General features: G+C 50.6%; 13 protein-coding genes. All 13 read left to right on the top strand.

Features of this window, described 5'->3' with window-relative positions:
• Position 1: 1 nt before the first annotated feature.
• The 13 genes from AB9P05_RS18725 (at position 2) to AB9P05_RS18785 (ending at position 14,371) form a co-directional block, all read left to right on the top strand.
• Positions 2–865, top strand: a complete 864-nt coding sequence (locus AB9P05_RS18725) for a hypothetical protein (RefSeq protein ID WP_371910366.1) — start codon at positions 2–4, stop codon at positions 863–865.
• Complete coding sequence (locus tag AB9P05_RS18730; RefSeq protein WP_371910367.1) at positions 858–2,399, top strand: hypothetical protein; 1,542 nt, start codon at positions 858–860, stop codon at positions 2,397–2,399. The genes AB9P05_RS18725 and AB9P05_RS18730 overlap by 8 nt, the downstream gene beginning before the upstream one ends.
• Positions 2,400–2,410: 11 nt before the next feature.
• A complete protein-coding gene (locus AB9P05_RS18735; protein WP_371910368.1) occupies positions 2,411–3,439 on the top strand; it encodes a hypothetical protein in 1,029 nt (342 codons plus the stop codon).
• Positions 3,440–3,448: 9 nt separating this feature from the next.
• Entirely contained in the window at positions 3,449–5,449 is a 2,001-nt protein-coding gene (locus tag AB9P05_RS18740; RefSeq protein ID WP_371910369.1) for a hypothetical protein, read from the top strand.
• Positions 5,446–5,631 carry a hypothetical protein gene (locus AB9P05_RS18745; RefSeq protein WP_371910370.1) on the top strand — a complete coding sequence of 62 codons (186 nt, stop codon included), beginning with the start codon at positions 5,446–5,448 and terminating at the stop codon, positions 5,629–5,631. Before AB9P05_RS18740 ends, AB9P05_RS18745 begins: the two co-directional genes overlap by 4 nt.
• Positions 5,624–5,902, top strand: coding sequence for a hypothetical protein (locus AB9P05_RS18750; RefSeq protein WP_371910371.1), 279 nt, complete (start codon positions 5,624–5,626; stop codon positions 5,900–5,902). Before AB9P05_RS18745 ends, AB9P05_RS18750 begins: the two co-directional genes overlap by 8 nt.
• Positions 5,889–6,641 (top strand): hypothetical protein, encoded by a 753-nt coding sequence (locus AB9P05_RS18755; RefSeq protein ID WP_371910372.1) that lies wholly within the window; start codon positions 5,889–5,891, stop codon positions 6,639–6,641. The genes AB9P05_RS18750 and AB9P05_RS18755 overlap by 14 nt, the downstream gene beginning before the upstream one ends.
• Positions 6,638–8,125 carry a hypothetical protein gene (locus AB9P05_RS18760; protein ID WP_371910373.1) on the top strand — a complete coding sequence of 496 codons (1,488 nt, stop codon included), beginning with the start codon at positions 6,638–6,640 and terminating at the stop codon, positions 8,123–8,125. The genes AB9P05_RS18755 and AB9P05_RS18760 overlap by 4 nt, the downstream gene beginning before the upstream one ends.
• Positions 8,126–8,137: 12 nt before the next feature.
• Positions 8,138–9,778, top strand: a complete 1,641-nt coding sequence (locus AB9P05_RS18765; protein ID WP_371910374.1) for a papain-like cysteine protease family protein — start codon at positions 8,138–8,140, stop codon at positions 9,776–9,778.
• Positions 9,779–9,964: 186 nt separating this feature from the next.
• Positions 9,965–11,479 carry a hypothetical protein gene (locus AB9P05_RS18770; RefSeq protein WP_371910375.1) on the top strand — a complete coding sequence of 505 codons (1,515 nt, stop codon included), beginning with the start codon at positions 9,965–9,967 and terminating at the stop codon, positions 11,477–11,479.
• A gap of 166 nt (positions 11,480–11,645) precedes the next feature.
• A complete protein-coding gene (locus AB9P05_RS18775; protein WP_371910376.1) occupies positions 11,646–12,176 on the top strand; it encodes an RNA polymerase sigma factor in 531 nt (176 codons plus the stop codon).
• On the top strand, positions 12,173–13,021 hold the full coding sequence (locus AB9P05_RS18780; protein WP_371910377.1) for an anti-sigma factor domain-containing protein: 849 nt from the start codon (positions 12,173–12,175) through the stop codon (positions 13,019–13,021). Before AB9P05_RS18775 ends, AB9P05_RS18780 begins: the two co-directional genes overlap by 4 nt.
• A 114-nt stretch (positions 13,022–13,135) precedes the next feature.
• Positions 13,136–14,371, top strand: a complete 1,236-nt coding sequence (locus AB9P05_RS18785; protein ID WP_371910378.1) for a CHRD domain-containing protein — start codon at positions 13,136–13,138, stop codon at positions 14,369–14,371.
• The last annotated feature ends 47 nt before the right edge of the window (positions 14,372–14,418 follow it).

The raw sequence follows: 14,418 nt of genomic DNA on the forward strand, positions 1-14,418 counted from the left end.
AATGAAACACGAACCATCAACTCTATCACGACTGCCGGACATGAGCGCGTATAGCTACAGTACCAAAACGAAAGGCAACGGAAAATCTTCGATTGAACTGGCCGAACCGATGACGCCCGAGTCTCTCACCAAAAAGTTGAAGAGCATATACGCGCTGCATAAAAAAGGGCTGGAACTGGAGCGCTCTTTTAATAGCCCTATGACACGCCTGCCGGGTAGAAATGAATTCTACATAAAGCCACCTGCCGGACTTGGCTATAAGATCAATGTGGAGAAAAGCATGCGAAACATCATGAGCAACCTGGATAAGGAAGCAAATGATGGCAGCCAGGACGATGCGGAAAGAGAAGTAAATGATCGTATAGAGAATCTGGTGGAGGAATTTGATAACCATCTCGCCGATTATAAACGCAAGGAGCTACCCGCCCGGCTTAATGAAGAGCTGAAAGATCAGCTTAACGAACTGGCTGATCAACTGGCTGAAAAAGAGAAAGTCCGTGGGGCGGCCGGTGTGGAGCATGAGCTGCGGGACTGGCTGGAAGAGTTTGACAGTAGTTTCCCTGAGTACCTCTCCGAAAAGGAGCGTGAGGAGTATGAAAAACTGCGTAAAAATGGTGAGGAAGAAGCCGAAGAATACCGCATGGCAATAAGGGAAGAAAGAGCCCGGAAGAAGGAGACGGAACTGGAAGAGCAGATGGAGAAAGACTTCTCCGAATTCTATAGGAATGAGGCCATTCCGGAAGCCAGAAAGCAACTGAAGCCGGAGCGCGATAAGCTCAGAGATATGTACTACACCCACACCTCACACGATTATGCCGATAAGGCTGCGTCAGAATTTAAACGTTACCTCAAAAGCCATGATTGAAAACAGTTTCCCTAACCTGGCGGCCTGGAGGCAAAAATTACTCCAGGGTGGACATGCTAAGACCATCCAGCAGGTTTCTGAAAAGATAAACCGTATACGGCTGGACAGTACGACCCGTTACCTGCTGTCACAGGAGCCGGTATATGTTTACCTCCTTTACCAGGTAATACAAAGCGAAGGGGTGGAAGATGAGGAAGGCATACTCAACCGGATATTGAATAATGCCGAATCACTCCGTACTGACTTGTACGAGCTGGTGATAGAAGAGGTAATAAATGAGAAAAAGCTGGCCATAGACGATGACTACAAAAGCCAGTTGCTACGGCGTATAGTCGGTAAAAATCCTCCTCTGGATACGGCTTCGGACCACATACTGGATGAACTGAAGGAGGTGCTCAAAGTAGGTGCTCTGCCGCAGATCGTGGATGAGTACCTTAAGAATTTTCCTGAGGTGTACTTCAACCCCTCTAAGCGGAAAAGAGTAGCCAAAACCATGGTGGATAAGCTGGTGGAGATCAATTTTGATCCATCGCGGCCGGATCAGGGAGACCAGGATGACAAGCTGTTCTATGCCTACAGCCAGGCCATGCGCAGTGCAGGCGGTTCTGCCAACGATCCCATCAAAGGGATATTCGGCGGCGGACACGGCAGCTTCGACTATAATGTGAACTACTACGAAGACTCCGAGGCCCAGGGGATCATCCGTGAAAATATCCTGGCCGCAGGCGCTCTGTTCTACCTCAACACTATGGGCGAGCAGCTCGGTGTATTCCATACGGTAGATGCTATCCTGCTCAACAGCTCCGGCTCTATGCGCAGCCAGAAGCTTTACCTGCCACCCGGCGAGCCCATTACCGGCAAGCTGTATGACTATTTCAAGCTGCGTGAGTACCGCACTTCCCTGGATGAATTCAGGATGTTCAGCAAGCAGGTACTTAATCTCGGTGAGGCCAGTATGATGGAAAATATGTATGTAAATACCACTTTCACGAACCTCTCCGAAGCCCTTATGCAGCAGGTAGTGGAGTATATCCGGAAGAGCGAAGAGAAAGAACTTTCAACTGATACCATTTCCCGCGAACCTATCTTCCAGATTATCCGGGATATTCAGTACAACCTCACCCATGCCTGCTCCGGCCTGGTACTTTCTATCATCCCTGAAATAAACGCCCAGTTTGAGAGCGCGATGGACATCCTTCAGGATAAAGTGATCGTGGACCAGCTCGGCTATGGCTACCGTAAGAGCCCTTGGTCTGTGATAGAGAGAGTTATGGGCCAGCAGGACGGTAATGTGCCCAATGTTTCTGCCATGCGCACCATTGCGGTAGAGGGACATAAGATGTTCCGATACTTTGCCGAGTTCGACGGTTCGGATGGCTACGAGATATCCTTCGATCAGTTCATCCGTTCGGTCGAGGCCTTTATCATCGCCCAGAGCCAGTTAGAAGGCGGGGGGTACGGCAACCGGTATCCAGAACAGGAGGAGGAAAACCTGATGCCCTCCGTGGAAGAAAATGATGAATGGAACTTCTAACACGCTGACTTATGCCAAATAGATATAAAACCGGAACCGACTACAAGTCTATGGCAAGGGCCAGTGCCAAAACCATGCTGGCTGCTTCCGATACGTTTCGTTCACTGAATGAAGACGAGCAGAAGGCCATGTATAAAGATGTGGTCAGGTCAGAATACAATAAGCTGGTCGGTAAGCCAAGCCAGGCATCGGTCAGGGCCCGTGCTATGGAAGAGGAGGATGGCCCAACACGGGCAGACCGGGACTTTGATCCGAACTTCGATGCGGCCATAGACGGCTTTGAGGATCTCGTTCAAAGCGTGGATTTCCCTCAGTTCGTTTCAGATCTGCTCCGTGCTGTGTTTGACGCTAATATGGACGTGATGAAAACCCAGACCGAGGAGTATATAAAACTACTCAAAGCGGCTACTACGGATCTGGCACAGTTCATTAATAAAGTAGATGATACTACCACATTTGCCTACCTGGCTGAAAATCAGCCTAATAAATACGGAATCCGAATGGAGCGTGACGGGGACCGCCGCGAAATGGTACTGACCGATCCGGAAGGTGAAAACATGGATGTGGATGACAATGAGGTGAAAAAATCCATTATGGATGCCAAGATCAAGATGGCCCAGGAGCACCGTACCGCTTTGAGAGAGGTCATTTTGATGGGTGTGACGCGACTGGTAGTCAAAAAGGGTAAAGTCAAGGCAGGGGTACAGTTCAATATGAACTCCAAGCGCGACCTCACCACCAGCGCTATGAATACCAGGGAATCCAATACGAGTGTGGACGGAGAGTTCAGCCTGGGCGGGTTCTTTAGTCCTTATAAGGTAAATGGCGGCTTCACCCATACCTCATCCAATATTTCGGTCTCTACGGTAGACAGTAATGCAGAGGATGAGCTGAAGGCGAAACTTATGGGTGAGGTGGAAATCGAGTTTGCCACTGATTACTTCAAGCTGGACAATTTTGCCCAGATGTACGGCCCTGCTGCCATGGGACAACAGGGACAACCCGGAGGCCAAGCTCAGCCGGCTTTACCACGAGCCTGATCCTGAGCTATGGGACTGGCGTACCTCGAATTTCTGGGAGATGAAGGGCCGGGAGGATACCGGTTTCATGCCGACACCGGAGATAACCGCTGGTACCAGTACCTGATCGGGAGTGAGGAAGATGTAGTAAACAGAGAAGGCATACATGTATTACAAAATGCCGCTCATGTGTCTTCCCTTCAGCAGACCCCGCAGAACTTCAGAGGGTTTCCCATAGAGGTGCCCTCACACCTGCTGAGCAGAGAAAACAACCGGGTTCAATTGCTCAGTTTCCGGACGAGGGATAAAACAGGCCCGGCCATATCGGATATCGTAACTGCGATACCGATGATTTCAGATATCGATAAATATGAATTTACCATGAATGCCCCCATACATCCACAGAAGCAGGAGAGGCGCCGTGTCCCATTCCGGTACCGGGAGGTAACCTCCGGGCAAATGAGTGTGGACTGGATGCAATTGCTGGAAGTTGTGCCCGGCCTGCTGGAAAGTGCCACCCCCATCGTGCAGGCCGTTTCGGGTCTTGTCACCGGGGTAGCGGGTGGAATAAACTCATCTACTTCCCGGCCTTCTGCTCCGGCATCACCTGTTGTGCCACCGGCTGGGCCACATACGGCCATCACGCCGGAGATGATCCAGGCGCTGATTGCTGCGCTTCAACAGGCCGGGCAGCAGGTAAGCCCGCCTGCGGCACCTGCTCAATCTGCCTCATACAAAGGCTTTGCCGGCCAGATGGATATGGGAGCCATATCCGGACCCCTGCTGGCGTCGGTAGCGCCTGCCATTCTGCAGAACCTACCTCAGCTTCTGCAAACAGCCGCCCCGGTTTTGCAGCAGGTGCTATCACCGGAAACTATTCAGGCGTTGGGAGATCCTGCCCAGCTCAACCAACTCATGAACCACCTCATGGATAGTTTCCTGGAGGCTGACCGGGTTAGGCAGGAAAGCATGGACCGTAACCGGGCGAACCGCCTTCAGTTTTTCAGGCAGGCGAACCCTATAATTCAGCAATACCTGACCGGTAGGGCTGTCGCATCCTCCACAGGTAGTAATGGCCGTAAAGCCATAAAGATTGAATTCACAGAAGGTAAGCCTGTGACCCTGCTTGGCAGACCACGCATCATCTATGTACCCGGTGGCGAGATACGCTTTCCTTTTGTGATTGACGGTATTACCTATTTCCCCAAAGCAATCGGCCAGATTCGCATCGTGACCACCGAAAGCAATACGCCTGTGCTGGAAAAGCGGATTCGTATCCGTGATCTGACCCCCGGTGAGACGGTGTACGAACTAAAGCTGACGGCAGAGGAAACAGCCGACCTGCCACGAGACGAGGACCTGATGCTCGACCTGACACTCAAGATGCGTGAGGAGGGGGGAAAGGTACGGACCAGCCGCAAGATTCACCGGTTCAGGATCAGCCCCGAATACCTCTTTGACCGGGTACAGCAAAGTAATGGTGGTGAACTGCCCCTAAACGATGTAGTGGAATACAGGGAGTACTGGCATAAGGTATGGGAGGCCGACATGAAAGATAAAGTAAGGCGCTACTACCTGGAAGGTAAGTATTACACCCTGCCCGACCACCAGGAAGAGCAGGATGCCATAATGGATACCAAACTGAAAAGCGAGGAAGATAAAAATCGCGGCCACCGGGCTTATTATAAATTCAAAAGCGGCATGCTCTTCAGCATGTACCGGCTCAATGCCCTTATTCCCCGGCTAACCGGCCAGGCCTCTTTACCTCCGGAGTTACTGGAGGCTATCCGAAGCCCCGAGGTAGCCCGTCATTTCCGAAAGGCTGCTAGGGCAGAGGCAGCATTCAGAGGTGACCCTGGCGAGACGGTTACCCTATGGGCCTATCCTGTACTGGCCATGCATGAAATAGTGCTTAAGAAACCACTTGAAAGTGATGTCAATGGTCAGGTTACCAGCTTTGCCGAGGAGGTTATCGACTTTCCGGTACCAGTAGCCATGCATTTTGTAGGAACCATATCCCAGTCCGTATGAAATATTACAGAAGCCAAACAGCCCTTCCGGATATAAGCAATTTGCCTTCGGCATTGAGCGGTGATCAGCCTATCGAGATAAATGGTGCCAAGGTAGAATTCGACCATAAAGTGGCCCTCATGCCGGTAGAGCTGGAGGAAATTCCTGCCGACTACCGGCGAAACCGCCAACGCTATGAATAAGGAGGAGCTTATCGACCCTGCGCTATCTGCGGTAGCCGACATTATGAAATCCCTGACGGCTTTTCAGGCCGATCTGGAAAGGGAAGATATCCTTGCCATGAACATAGACCGGGTAAAGGTGAGCACGCCAATCGAATTGGATGTTTACCACACCGGCGATGGGGTCGTGCTTGGCTCTGCACCTCCGGTGTATAGCATAGAGGTAACCGATATGCCTGTTTTTCACAAACTAACTTTAACCATCGCCAGAACAAAAGATGACGCGTCCTGATGTGAACCGGCCCTGGAACCTTGAGTCTTTTCTCGATTCCCTTATCCTGGAACTGGATAAGGCCCGGGAAACGCTTGCCATCAAGGCGGTGAACCGGCCGCTTACCTATTCGGTCAAGGACCTCGCCCTGGAGTTGCAGCTTTTTCCCTCTTACGATGGTGAGCAGGTGCGCTTTGTCACCGCTAAACCGGGAGAGCAGGGGGCATCCAAAGTATCCATTCAGCTCGGCAGCATCACCGACCGGCAGATCAGGGAATCGGCTCCGGCACCTATCTCGAAAGATGATATTACCATAGAGGAGGTGGAAGAGCTGGACACTGAATCGCGTGCCACTCTGAAAAGGCTGGGGGTAAAATCCATTAAAGACATTGAAAAACTCCAAAAACGTAACGTGGACATACAAAAAGCCTCTGACAGTAAGCTGAAATATAATAAGCTGGCTGATATCATCGAGAAGAGCCGCCGGTCTAAATACAAACCGCTGGTGCACAAAGTGAGTATGATGCAGGGTAAAAAAGACGATGTCATTTACCTGGAGGGTGAAAATCTCATCCTTAACGAAGATTTTGAAGCCCAGGCAATGGTAGATGGAAGGCCTGTAAGTGTGCGTGAAGCAGGAAATAAGCGCGTAGTACTAGCCTTGGGGAGAAAACTGAAGCCGGCCGAGGCGCTGGCTATGGAAGTGATGCTCGATCGCGATACCGTGATCCGTTTTAACCTGAAAAGCGATCTGTCATGACAAATAACTATCAAAAAGGCATACTCGGTCTTGCTGCTGAGTACCGGGAACGCAGAACGGAAGACACCCGGCCACGGAAAAAATCCCGCTCAAAAGGGTTTAAGCCTGTAAGTGCCGGAGGCCCGGGAGCAATGAGTATATGCTTCGATTACCTGGAACCGATAGAAATGAGCATGCATAACGGTATTTATGTAGAGACAGCAGGTGGCAGGCATGCATCCTATGCCGGTTCATATAGCGCCCATACCGCCACTCCTGTGGCAGAAATAATGGAAACCGGAATACCCCACAGGGTCGAGTCTTTTTCCGGTACAGAACCGGATGCTACCTCTGCTGAAACCATTGTGACCCCGAAACCACCCCCGCCTCCGCCTGCTGAGGCCGGAGCCACTTCTGAAACTGAGCCAGGAGATGAAGCAGTCCGGCCTACTGATGTCACATTAGAAAGTGACCAGCATACACGTGCACTACCAGCCGGAAGCCATACCGGTCAGCCTGCTGCTACCCCTGCTACAAACGGCCATGTAGCGACACCGAATGCCGGTGAAGAAAGAACCATACCAAAGTCCGGCCAGGAAGCGCAGCCGTCTTACCATGAAGAGGAGGAAGATGATGACGACTTTGCCCAGGATCTAAAGGATATTCTCTCCGGACAAAAACAATATGACCCATTACAAAAGAAGGTAGTGGATCCCAGGGAATTAAAGCAGTCGTCACCTTCACAAACCTCAGGTCAAATGGGGGATAAAGCGGATGGCAATCCCTCAGGTAAAAGCCATGCTGTATTTGATGACCTGCGAAACCGTTTTGCCAGTGCCAAGACAATAGACCTGGGCGAGATCAGTATGGAAAAACGCTTTAGGGCGTTCGATGCTGATCTGGATGAGGAAGAACAGCAGGAGGCAGATAACGGCATATCTGATGAAGACGCACTTGCTGATGTTAACGAACTGGTAAAACAGGATGGTGAATCGGCTACCCTCAGACCCGGAGGCTTAGGCAGAATGATCACCAGGAATGACCTGCAGAATGGAGATATTCTGCTGAGTGTGAGCGATTCATCTGCCATGCATGCCAATGCCTCTGTATTTACCGGCGGCAGCAGCTTATTGCCCCTTGGCGATAGTATGCCTTCCACTCTCGAGGAGCTATCTACTCATGCCGTTGCTGTAGTACGGCACGGGGATTTTACGCCGGCCACCGATTTGCAGAGCGCAGTTGCAGTTACCTCTGGGGGTGAACCGGCTACATTGAGTATCGCCAGGGTGGGCATTCATGTGTCTGTTTGCAACAGACTCTCCCGTGATCAAGATGCCTGCCGGGTTTACCGCGGACCGGTGGACTTTGCCACCGATAGTCCCGTTTCTGTAGCCATCTTTTCCCAAACCATACTTAAGACATTCGAATCCATCAATACGCCCCTAGGTGCACAATGGCCAGAGCAGCTACGCTACATCGGCCACCTGGTATACCCGGGCCACTAAACCAACGGTACCATGAGAAACAGAATATTAGCTCTTCAACAGGAAGTAAATACCCGGCGGCAGCCTTCAGGGAGGTCTATGGGTTTTTCCGTGAACTACGGCGGCCGCATGTCACGAATGTACCAGCAAACCCCTCCGCCCACACCACGGACTAATGATGAATACCTGTACGATGCCATAAAATTCTTCTATCCCGATAGCACATTGCAGCTCGCTGAACTTAACGATGCGCTTCGAGGACTAGCAGCCGTAATGATACACGATGCACTGACCGCCTCACGGCAAATGGACAGGGTGCCCCGGCCCACCGCAAGGCCTACTGTTACCTGGGCCTTGAAACAGGTCGTGCGGGCACTGTTTGTGGACAGTTCCCGGACGGGGGTATATGAAAGTGTGCGGGCAACCGTGGCGGCAAGTCGCAGGTCAGAATTTGAGTTGGCACGTGCCGGGGTAAGCATGTCCAGGTTCAAAGGCCGCTCATTCAACGCCATAAACTACCAGGTGGCTGGCACGGTCTCACCGCTCAGGCAACCTAATAGCATGGCTTGCTGGGCCACGGTAACCACCATATTATACAATTGGAAAATGAATGCCGGTCATAGCATAGACCATGTACTCGGTACCATAGGGCAGCCATATTTGCAAATGTTCCAAAACGGCCAGGGGTTACCTGGCAGCATGAAGGAGCAGTTCCTGAATGACGCCGGGCTGGAATTCGAATACCCCCAGAGTTTTAGTATTGAAGGCTGGGAGCAATTACTCAGAAATTACGGACCCGTCTGGGTGACTACGGATGAGGATCCGAGTGATAAATTTGCTATTCACGCCCGGGTACTTTTCGGCATACAGGGAGACGGTACATCCGATGGTACTCAGATGCGTTTTGTCGATCCGGCAAATGGTCGGGTGGTGACCGAAAGCATCACGGCCTTCATAGAAAAGTATGAGTCTGAGGCGCGTACTAAAAACCGGCCGCTTCGCATCCAGGTCGTGCACTGGCCACCCAATGCAAGTGGTAACGGGCTATCCGGCGCGAGCAGCTACAGAAGTAGAAGCTTCAGCCGGGTCAGGTACAGCAGGGCGCATCAGGATGGTGTAATTGAAATGGAGCCCCTGGAAGTGTCTATCCCTTCGGAGCGCCGGGACCAGATACTGCTCAGGGCCGGCTGGAAAAAGGCCGACCTCAGCATAGTGGTCAGAAATTTTAAAGGAGAGCCGCTGCTCGGCCACCGTATTTTTGCTGAAGCAAAGTCACCGGGCGTAGAACCCCAGGCGTACGCCCAGGATGTAAGAGGGGGAGCGGCCATATTTAACGACATCTGGCTAAAACCTTCCGGCACGCTAAGAATCATGGCGGTGAGTACCGGGCAGCCCGGAGAGGTACCCTCCGGCGTGATCCACTACAATATGGGGAGTGGTGACCAGCTTAGGCTTGAAGCCGATCAGGCCTACCGTGACGTAACAGTTACGGCAACCAGCAGCACCGAAGCGGCCCGAATGGCCGGAGCCACAGGTAGCATAGGAGTCGAGTTCCAGGTATTCTCCGCGGGTGGTGAGGTCACTACCGAAGAGACACGCACCCGGGGAGAATCTGTTTCACGGCAGTACACTGTGCGCATACCTACCGCATCACTAACGATACAAGTGAAATAGAAAGGGCTTTCCATCTTGATTGACAGTTTATGAAAGGCTGCCGCATAGTTGTGGCGGCCTTATTTTATGCCTGCCAAGGATGGATTGGTGAATTCATATGGGCATAGAGTGACAGTATACAGGTGCTTCATTAATATGCGTTATTGAAAATATATAATTACATTTGTCCTTCAAACATTATCATTATTGGTGCGCATTTCCGGCTTTCTCCTCTTCCTGTTTATATTCACTTCTGTACAATTCTCAGCCTTCGGCCAGGCTGAAAGTGCTGCCCATGCCGAAGAAACAAATCCGGCGGATACTACCCGGACTGTAGCCTTGCAGGACAGTGTACAGCAGCATTCGTTGGTGGAGGCGGATAGTATCATCCGGGCAGATATTGCAGAAGGAAAGGCAAGGGTAGATAGTTTGCAGAATGCCTTGGGCGCACTGACTGACAGCCTGCCAGATACGCAGTCCCTAACCAAGCCGGTAGACGATGCTAATCGTGAGATTGCCGAAAGCCATCAGACTGTACAAGGAGCAGTCGATCGGGCCAGAGAGGAAGCGCAGCAAGTGGTGGATAATACCACCGAAGCGGTGAATGGAAAGCTGGAAGGTGCCCGGGAGAATGTAGGAGGGGTGCAGCAAAAGGCACAGGGTGCTATGTCTCAGGGTGTGGATGCGGCCGGTATAGACGGTGGTCAACTACCCGGCACGCCTGATCTGCCCAATACGGAAGTGTCCGGGCTAGAGGTGCCCGGAATGGAGATTCCCGGAATGGAGATTCCCGGAACGGAAGTTCCCGGAGTGGAAATTTCCGGTGCCGACATACCCTCAACCGGAGCGGCAGGTGGTGACCTTGGCCTGACCGAAAAACCGGAAGCCCTCGATCAGCTTGGCGAAACTCAGCAAAAAATAGCTGAAGTGAGTGACGAAGCTCAGCAGATACAATCGGCTGTGGATAGCATGTCGGTAGAAAAAGCGGCTGAGTATGGTGAGGAGAAACTGAAGGATACCCAATACTATAAGGCCCTTGAAGAACAGGCCGGGCAGAATATAGATGTGATTCCTACAGAGGAAGGCCTCAGGGAGCAGGGAAAGCAGCAGGTAGTCAGCCAGGCTAAGAACTACTTTGCGGGAAAGGAAGATAAGATCAGGGAAGCCCAGGCCTTGCTGGGCAAATACAAAAAGAAGTATCACAGCCTGAACAGCATCAAGGATGTGCCCCTGAATCGCAATCCTCTGGCGGACACTCCATTCGTGAAGCGCATAGTGGTCGGTGCCTACCTGCAGCTATTGAAAGATCCCTGGGGAGGTGATATTAATCCGGTTATCGGCTACCGTATTTATCCCAAATGGGAGGCAGGCATAGGGGGTACCTACCGCATACTTTTTGATGTGCCTGACGACTATAAGTTTGCCGAGGATGCAAAAGTATATGGCTTCCGTGCGTATTCTTCATACGAAATAGCCGATATACTTGCCTTTCATGCAGAGCTTGAGTATATAAACAGCCTGGTTGTATACCCGTCACTGACCGGTGAGCCACCCTCACCCGAACGGAGGTGGGTACCGGGATTGCCTGTGGGTATCAGGAAAAAATTCGATCTAGGCAGTAAGTTTCAGATGCGGGGCGTAATCCTTTATAACCTGCTGCACGATTATAAAAGCCCGTATGGTTCGGACTTTCATATCCGTTTGGGCTTCTTTTTCAGATAAAAGGGCCAAATACTGTTCCTATACAGGATCATTTCTTTTAACGAATTGTCTATTGGAGAAAAGTATACTCCAGGTAGAGTAGGGTGGTCTGTCTCTTTTTACCAGTCGAAAGTTTCTTAACCTTCAGATTTTTAGTATTCTTACAGCAAAGACAATAAGTGGCCCTTTGGACGAACACTCACTTATATCCGGCCTGAAAGATAAGGACAAAAAAGCCCTGGCGTATCTGTATGATCACTATGCAGATGCATTGTATGGGGTCATACTCCGTATCACCAGGGAAGAAGACCTTGCTGAAGAAGTTCTGCAGGATGCTTTTATGAGATTCTGGGACCGTATTGGTCAATATGAAAAAGGGAAAGGCACACTATTTACATGGATGATGGCTATCGCGCGCAATCTGGCCCTTGATAAGTTGCGAGCGAAAGGAATGAAGCTGCGGAGTAAATCCGATTCTTTATCTGATAACGTATATCAGTTAGATAAGGAAAATTATACCGAAACCAGCACCGATGCAATTGGTCTTGATTCAGCGTTGAAAGAATTAACTGATGATCAGCGCTTCGTCATTGACAAACTCTACTTCAGAGGATATACCCAATCCGAAGTTGCAAAGGAATACGATATTCCGCTGGGTACGGTAAAAACGCGCTTGAGAGCGGCAATGGTCAGGCTAAAAAAAGTAATAATCCCATGAATGTTCAGGAATGGATAAATAGCGGCATAATCGAAGCCTACGTTCTTGGAGACCTGAGTGTCGAAGAGGCCCGTGAGGTAGAAGCTATGGCCGAGCGCCACCCTGAAGTAAGGGACGAGATTAAGGCTGCCGGCCAGACCTTCGAACAGCTTGCCCGTAAAACGGCTGTAACTCCCCGCAAGGAGCTTCGGCATAGCATATTGGAGGCTATTCCTGAAAAGCCATCCACGGATACGTCCGGCTCCGCAACTGCGGGTACCGTTACTCCCACGGAAAAGTCCCGTGAAACTCCTGTCCATTCTATTTCACGCCGCAGGTCAGATTCTGCCCCGTGGAAGTTTGCACTCGCAGCAAGCGTTGTGCTTTTTATCATTGCCTCCGTTTTCGCAGCAAATTATCGCGGCCTTTGGAGAGATGCTGAGGAGCGGCTTGAAGATTATATTGTCGAAAATCAACTTGTTAGGCAGGACTACCAGGTGCTTCGCAGTAATTATGAACAACTGAGAGAGCTTCAGAATGTATATGCAGATCCGGCGTTTAGTCGAATCCCTTTGAATGGGACAGAAGCTTTTCCCTCAACCTACGCTACAGTATATTGGAACCCGGGATCTGAAGAAGTATATCTGGCCCCGGGCGGCTTGCCACAACCTCAAAAAGGTAAGCAGTACCAGCTATGGGCTATAGTAGATGGCGAGCCCCGAAGCGCCGGAATGGTAAGTGATCTCAATGGGGTTAATGTGATGCAACAAATTGACGATGCCTCTGCTTTTGCCATTACTCTGGAGCCGGAAGGAGGCAGCGAGAAGCCTACGCTGGAGGCAATGTATGTGCTGGGTGAAGTTTAAATTTAAAAAATCTTCATCTTCCTAAATCCAACCTTCTACCTCCCTTCGTAAGTCTGTTACATCGCCGGAAAGAATACCAGAAAGTTTCCGGCACTAACAAAATTTGACGGACTTATGAGACTTTTTAAAAACCACATTAACAAACTACTAAATCCGCTCGCAATGATGTGTTGCGTGCTATTAATCACTACTGCCTGTAGCGATGATGATGACGCCCCTGTAGGGCCTCAGCCTACCGGCGATACCGAAATGTTTGTTCTTAACTCAGTTTCCGACCCTGGCATCAGTGGCATGGTTACCTTCACTGAGAATGACGACAATTCTACTACAGTAACTATCGATCTGAATGGTACTTCTAATGGTGATATGCATCCTTCACACATTCACTTTAATACAGCTGCCGAAGGCGGTGACATTGCCGTATCGCTTAATAGCGTAAATGGAAATACCGGTATGAGTGAGACAGTGGTGACGATGCTGGACAACGGAACCTCTATTAGCTACGATGAGCTCGTATCATTTGATGGTTATATAAACGTTCACCTTAGTGCCAGTGACTTGTCTACCCTGGTAGCCCAGGGGGATATCGGTGAAAATGCTCTTACCGGCGAAATGAGGACGTACACGCTTGAAGAAAGAGACGTGGAGGGCATTAGCGGTATGGTCACTTTTGCAGAAAGAGCAAATGGATACACGCTGGCTACCATTGAGCTGATGAATACCCCTGCTGACGGAATGCACCCTGCACATATTCATATGAATTCTGCCCTGGAGGGAGGCGACATTGCGGTTACGTTTACTCCTGTTGATGGTGCGTCAGGTATGAGTATGACCAACATTGAAATGACTGATGGCGGAAATGCCCTTACCTACAATGATATCATCATGTATGACGGCTATGTGAATGTTCACCTTAGTGCCAGTGACCTGGGAACAATAGTAGCCCAGGGTGATATTGGCAGCAATACCTTGACGGGTGAGACAATCGCTTACGCCCTTGGCGAACGTGACGTAGCCGGCGTTAGCGGCATGGTGACCTTTGCTGAAAGGATGGATGGAACTATCCTGGCGACGATCATGCTTGACGGTACCAGTAACGGTACGCACCCTGCTCACATTCACATGAACTCAGCTGAAGAGGGCGGGGGCATCGTCGTAACCTTTACTCCTGTAGATGGCGCCAGTGGCGTGAGTATGACCAACATTTCTATGACCGACGGTGGCGATGCATTTGTATACAGTGATGTTAGTGGCTATGATGGCTATGTAAATGTGCACCTGAGTGCAGAAGACCTTGCCACTTTGGTGGCCCAGGGAAATATAGGCAGCAATGCCAACCCGATAAATTAATCTCTTAAGTGTTTAACTCTTAAACCTACCTAACACATGTTAGGACT

This window comes from Roseivirga sp. BDSF3-8 (assembly GCF_041449215.1).
In the GTDB taxonomy this organism is placed as follows: Bacteria; Bacteroidota; Bacteroidia; order Cytophagales; family Cyclobacteriaceae; genus JBGNFV01.

Coding starts and splice junctions, on each gene's coding strand:
- AB9P05_RS18725 (WP_371910366.1), top strand. CDS start 2: ATGAAACACGAACCATCAACTCTATCACGACTGCCGGACATGAGCGCG.
- AB9P05_RS18730 (WP_371910367.1), top strand. CDS start 858: ATGATTGAAAACAGTTTCCCTAACCTGGCGGCCTGGAGGCAAAAATTA.
- AB9P05_RS18735 (WP_371910368.1), top strand. CDS start 2,411: ATGCCAAATAGATATAAAACCGGAACCGACTACAAGTCTATGGCAAGG.
- AB9P05_RS18740 (WP_371910369.1), top strand. CDS start 3,449: ATGGGACTGGCGTACCTCGAATTTCTGGGAGATGAAGGGCCGGGAGGA.
- AB9P05_RS18745 (WP_371910370.1), top strand. CDS start 5,446: ATGAAATATTACAGAAGCCAAACAGCCCTTCCGGATATAAGCAATTTG.
- AB9P05_RS18750 (WP_371910371.1), top strand. CDS start 5,624: ATGAATAAGGAGGAGCTTATCGACCCTGCGCTATCTGCGGTAGCCGAC.
- AB9P05_RS18755 (WP_371910372.1), top strand. CDS start 5,889: ATGACGCGTCCTGATGTGAACCGGCCCTGGAACCTTGAGTCTTTTCTC.
- AB9P05_RS18760 (WP_371910373.1), top strand. CDS start 6,638: ATGACAAATAACTATCAAAAAGGCATACTCGGTCTTGCTGCTGAGTAC.
- AB9P05_RS18765 (WP_371910374.1), top strand. CDS start 8,138: ATGAGAAACAGAATATTAGCTCTTCAACAGGAAGTAAATACCCGGCGG.
- AB9P05_RS18780 (WP_371910377.1), top strand. CDS start 12,173: ATGAATGTTCAGGAATGGATAAATAGCGGCATAATCGAAGCCTACGTT.
- AB9P05_RS18785 (WP_371910378.1), top strand. CDS start 13,136: ATGAGACTTTTTAAAAACCACATTAACAAACTACTAAATCCGCTCGCA.